The organism is Flintibacter muris (assembly GCF_943192995.1).
Classification (GTDB): domain Bacteria; phylum Bacillota; class Clostridia; order Oscillospirales; family Oscillospiraceae; genus Lawsonibacter; species Lawsonibacter muris.
On record NZ_CALPCP010000087.1, the window covers coordinates 1 to 5,453 of the forward strand.

4 protein-coding genes are annotated in these 5,453 nt (G+C 53.2%); 3 read left to right on the plus strand and 1 reads right to left on the minus strand.

Translation table 11 applies throughout. The features are described 5' to 3' along the window. A partial coding sequence (locus tag NFS22_RS23065) for a DNA methyltransferase (RefSeq protein WP_251319971.1) occupies window positions 1-2,217 on the minus strand: 2,217 nt, incomplete at its 3' end. 797 nt (window positions 2,218-3,014) lie between these two features. On the opposite strand from NFS22_RS23065, the gene NFS22_RS23070 reads away from it, so the two are divergent. From NFS22_RS23070 to NFS22_RS23080, 3 genes are all read left to right on the plus strand, one after another. Continuing rightward, window positions 3,015-3,914, plus strand: coding sequence for a tyrosine-type recombinase/integrase (locus NFS22_RS23070; protein ID WP_251319972.1), 900 nt, complete (start codon window positions 3,015-3,017; stop codon window positions 3,912-3,914). Beyond that, window positions 3,907-4,098 carry a helix-turn-helix domain-containing protein gene (locus tag NFS22_RS23075; protein ID WP_251319973.1) on the plus strand — a complete coding sequence of 64 codons (192 nt, stop codon included), beginning with the start codon at window positions 3,907-3,909 and terminating at the stop codon, window positions 4,096-4,098. The genes NFS22_RS23070 and NFS22_RS23075 overlap by 8 nt, the downstream gene beginning before the upstream one ends. Before the next feature lie 250 nt (window positions 4,099-4,348). Further along, the gene (locus NFS22_RS23080) at window positions 4,349-5,338 is read left to right on the plus strand and encodes a site-specific integrase (protein WP_251319974.1); all 990 of its coding nucleotides are present in this window, start codon (window positions 4,349-4,351) and stop codon (window positions 5,336-5,338) included. The last annotated feature ends 115 nt before the right edge of the window (window positions 5,339-5,453 follow it).

Consider the following 5,453-nt stretch of genomic DNA (forward strand, 5'->3'; position numbering starts at 1 on the left):
ACGGTCTGCTTTACACGCTTCCACCCGTTGAAGCACCAGCGGCATTTTTCGTAATTCTGCTGGGCTAATTCCGACAAGCCATAGGCACCAGCGTTTTTTGTTATTGATAAACTCTGCGGCGCCAACCAGTCTCTTGATATATGGCAGCGCATTAGGCTCTTTTGCAATAAATTCATCATACTCGTCAGCTTCAATAATCAAATGTCCCCCATCGGCAGGTCGATTTCCTGTTGTCATCAGCGGAACATCACAAATTGGTTTGTTTCGGCTATCAACAAACGCATTGGGGGCATCAAGCAAATACGGATTGATATTCTCGGCTTCTTGGTATCGTTCCATTGTATAAATGCGTTTAGGAGCTTGGTTTGGGGCGGGGCTGAATCCCACAATCACACAATGGACGTGGGCTTTGATAGTGGCCTCGCTGTCCCAGCGGAATGTCCGATGGGCAAAATCAATATGAATCCCAAAGCGGTCATAGAGCGGCTTCCAAACGCCCGCCACCTGCTCGCCTTGGGTGATGGAGTTGGTGGACACAAACGCCGTCCGAATATCTGTCCCCTGCATTAACTGAGCGGCCTTGAAATACCAGCCGGAAACATAGTCGATTTTCCCCGCCGTCTTGTATGGCTTGCCCTTTTCATCCACATAAACGGAAAGAATATCTTCTTTCTGCCCTTTGCTTTGCAAGGAGTAGCCCACAAACGGCGGATTGCCCATGATATAGTTCAGCTTGTCCTTGGGCACCACGCTCTCCCAGTCCAGCCGCAGGGCGTTCCCCTCTGTGATATTGGCGTAGGATTTCAGCGGCAGGAAGTCCAGGGACATATGCACCACGTCCTCGGTCTCCTTCATCATCTGGCTCTCCGCGATCCAAAGGGCCGTCTTTGCCACCGTCACGGCGAAGTCGTTGATCTCAATGCCATAAAACTGGCCGATGGACACCTGGATGATGCCCTCCAAATCCATGCTGATCTGGTCGGTGGAACACCGCAGCACCTCGTTTTCCAGCTTCCGCAGGGACAGGTAGGTCTCTGTCAGGAAGTTGCCGGAGCCGCAGGCGGGGTCGAGGAAGGTCAGCCCCGCCAGCTTGCTTTGGAACGCGCACAGCTTGGCCTTGCGGGTCTTATCCACGGCGATTTCCTTGATTTCCTCCAGCTCCGAGCGCAAACCGTCCAGGAACAGCGGATCGATGACCTTGTGGATGTTCTCAATGCTGGTGTAGTGCATCCCGCCGGAGCGCCGAGTGTCCGGGTTCAGGGTGCTCTCAAACACCGCCCCGAAAATGGTGGGGCTGATGGCCGACCAGTCAAAGTCCCCGCTGGACTTTTCCAGCAGGAGGGTTTTCAGCTCCTCGGTAAAGGGCGGGATTTCGATATTCTCGTCACTGAACAAGCCCCCGTTGACATAGGGGAACGCCGCCAGCGTCGGATTATCGTCCGCGAGGTATTTGTCCCGCTGCTCTGGCTTCTGATCCAAAATGCGGAACAGCTCCACCAGCGCCCTGCGGACACCGCTGGCGGGGATATCTCGGAGGTAGTCGTGGAACATACTCTTGCTGCCGAAGATACCGGCGTCCTCTGCGTACAGGCAGAACACCAGCCGGACGCACAGGGCGTTCAGGCTTTTCAACGTGTCCTCCGCCTCCGGGTCTTTGTACTGCTTCAGTAGGGCATCGTAGAGGACGCCCACGATCTCGCCCGCCTGCAACGAGACCTCCATCTCTTTCTTGATGTTGGTATCGCCGGTGTCTACCAGGAATTGCAGGCGATAATACTCTTTTTCCAGGTCGCACAGCTTGATGATCTCCGGGTCGCCGGTGGGCCGCTCCATGTCATAGACGTAGAACTCGGCAAAGTTGCTGGTGACGATCCACCGGGGTCGCTGGGAGTAGGGCAGCTCGGCAGCGTACCGCTTGGCCTGCTGGAACGGGGACAGCAAGGAACCATCCGACTGCTTGATAGGCTTGTTCAGCTCTTTCCCCAGGCTTTTCTGCTCAATCAGAACGTGGGTGGAGGGGATAAAGCCGTCAATGAAGCTGGTGTGGTCAAGCATGATCTGATCCTCGAAGGTGATGAACTTGTCCGGCTCCTCCACCCCGTAGACCTTTTGCAGCAGAGACAGCCAAAAGGTCTGGCTGTGGCCCTTTTCGTAGCCCTTGCCCTGCCAATCGGCGGCAAACTGCTTTGCGGCGGCGCGGCGCTGTGTATCTGTCATGGCTTCATCCTCCATGGATTTTTGTCTATTATAGCATAGCAATGTTGGAATGTCACCGGATTCTGCAAAAAATCAAAATTATTTGTCGTGCTGATAGGTGACAAAACTTCACCTATACAAGCAAGTCTTGAGATGCTAAAATGAGTATGTATCTTAGGGCGGAGTAAGTTTAGGGAGGAATGGAACGGGCTAGGGGCGTAGTATGCCCTCCCGCCAGACCGGTTTGACCTGGAAGTAAACAGAGACAGAATACATTGGGCCAGAAAGCAAAAGTTTGTTTTCTGGCCTCTTTCTGTCCGAAAATTGGAAAATACCCGGCGCATAAGCGCAACGGTACAGGGCTTGTCCCCCTGCCGCCGCCAAGGGTAAAAGTGAAAGGAGCCTTTATGAAAATCGTATGTTTGATATTCCTCGGGCTGGTCATGACTGCCAGCCAGTCCCACTGCCGGCAAAGTGGGACTGCCTATCCGTATCTTTGCCTGTTCAACTGCCGGGGACAGGCCCACGGACGCTGGCAGACTGTCTGCCCCTTGCCCAAGGGTGCGCGTCCGCCGCGGGAGTACAACTCCCACCTGCTTTTCAGCGGGCCTGCGGTGATCTTGCTAAACACTCGGTACAATTCAAATAGAGACGGTTTCTTTTATCTACCCGCCCTGCAAAGCCAGGTGCCAACTGCCACAGCGGTTTGACGACTTGGAGTATAGCTTGCCTGAGACGGTGTGAGCGGAAAAGAGCCGGAAATGTACTGCATACGCCAATGGGCAAGCTGCGTCCTTTTTCAGAAAGGATGTACTTCAATGTCAAAACAATATGAAAATCTTTTACTCCAGTTGGATAAACTCCGCCGTCACAACCGGCAGGGCAGCTTCAAAACAAGGGAGCGGTACTATGAGGCGATGAAACGCTTTTGCCGTTTTCTGGCGGAGCAGTACCGCTTAGAGCGGCTGGCCAATGTTGCGCCCAAGCATATTTTCGCCTATGTGTATTCCCTTCAGGAGAGTGGCAAAGCGGCTTCCACCATCAAGACCGAACTGTCCGCTATTCGTTTCTTTCACGATTTGATCCCCAATCCCAGGTTTGAACTGCCAAATAACAGCCAACTGCTTCTTCAGCGGCGAACCTTGGGCGGCGTAGACCGCACCTGGAGTGTTTCAGAGTTCAACCGTATGCTGGCCTGCGCTCTGGCGGCAGAGCGGGAGGACTACATCACGATCCTCTATCTGGGACGTTATGCCGCGCTCCGTATCCATGAGTGCTTCCGAATCGATACCGCAGTCGCAGCAAAAGCAGTAAAAGAAAATGCTCTTACAATCAAAGGCAAGGGCGGGCTGGTGCGGACAGTCCCTCTGAACGATATCCTCTTGGACCGGCTCAGGCTCCACTTGGACGATACGCCCCGCGGGCATAAGCTGTTCGTCCCCGATGATCGTTTGACCCATGAGGCCATCAGAGATCTTCAGCGATTTCTGATGGATAACCGTCCCTTGGCTCAAGACCCAGACTCCGACCGGCCTATGACCTTCCATGGTCTGCGGCACACCCGGGCAGCGGAGTGGTATCAGGAGCGCGTTCAGAGGGGAAGGAGCCCCTATCATGCCAGGAAAGAGGTCGCTAGGCTGCTGGGACACGGTCGGGATGATGTGACCCGCATCTATCTCGCCTCACTGAATGAAAAGGGAGGAGACACAGATGGATAGACGCCCTACCTCTTACGATGATCTGCCCTTGACCCTGACGGTGAGAGAACTGGTGCCAATTCTCTCCATCGGCAGGAATACTGCCTACGAACTGATTCATTCCGGACAAATTAGAAGCGTTCGAATCGGCAGAAGGATTCTCATTCCCAAGGCAGAGGTTCTGCGGTTTTTGAAAAATAGCTGAGTATCCCTCAAAAAACAAGTGCCATTATATCGCATCCGACCGCCGGATGTGATATAATGGGCTTGTAACAGCGGGTACTCTATCCTGTTGGAAAGGAGTTTTTATGACAGGAAGCCTGCAAATCAAGCAAAATAAATATTATGCTGTCCTATCTTGGTATGAAGGGAAAAAGAGGAAGCAAAAATGGATCGCTACTGGACTTGATGTGAAAGGCAATAAGCGCAGAGCAGAGGCCTTTTTAAAGCAAGAGATGGACAAACTGGAGAAGATCCAGGAGCGCCATTTGACCGGGACAGATCAGCCGTTCCTACCTTTTATGGAGCAGTGGCTAAACGAGGTGGAGGGGTATTCCATCCGTGTGACCACCTTGGAGCAATACAAGGCGGTGTTCCGTAATGTGATTTCAACTTTTCCTGCTTTCCATAATGTTACGCTGCGGGGATTGGCTCCTGGTCACATCCAGAGTTTCTACAATAGCGAGATTAAACGAGGCGTCTCACCGTCAACGGTTCGGAAGTACCATACCAATATCCACAAGTGCCTGAAATACGCCATGCAGCTGGACATTATTGACCGCAACCCGGCGGATCGCATCGTTTTGCCCAAGAAGCAGCAAAAAGCCCAGGAAACAATCTATTCCGCCGAGGAGATCAAGCGGCTGATGGAGTTTTTCCAGGGAGACATTTTGGAGACGGTGATCCGCCTGACTGCCACTTACGGTCTGCGGCGGAGCGAAGTCTACGGCCTGCGTTGGGAGTCGGTAAATTTTGAGAAAGGTACGATTTCCATCTGCCATACCGCAGTAAGCAGTAAGAACGGCGTGATCTACGCCGACGCGACAAAGACCCGGAGCAGCTGCCGTACCCTGCCGCTGACAGGCTCCATGGCGGCGTATCTGCGGAATGTGCAGAAGCGTCAGCAGGAAGAGAAAGCGTTTCTGGGGACTGCCTATGTGGAAAGCGGGTATGTGTGCGTGAGTCCGGGTGGCACTCCGCTGACGCCCAACGCAGTCTCCATGCACTTCCGGCGGATGATTCGGAAAAGCGGACTGCCCTATATTCGCTTCCATGGGTTACGTCATAGTGTAGCCACACTGCTCCACAGTGTTGGACGGGACATCCAGGATATCCAGGGTTGGCTGGGCCATAGCGACATCTCCACGACTGCCAACATCTATTCCCACTTTCTCTACTCGGCCAAGCGGGATATGGCGGACTCCATCGAAGCTGCACTGAAGTAGCGGTCTCTAACATATTGCCAGAAGAAAAATTCCGCCTGTTAGAAGCTGTACCAATAGATAAAAAGGTGCTATAATGAGGGTATGATACAGAAAAATGAGAGACGCAGGTATGCGA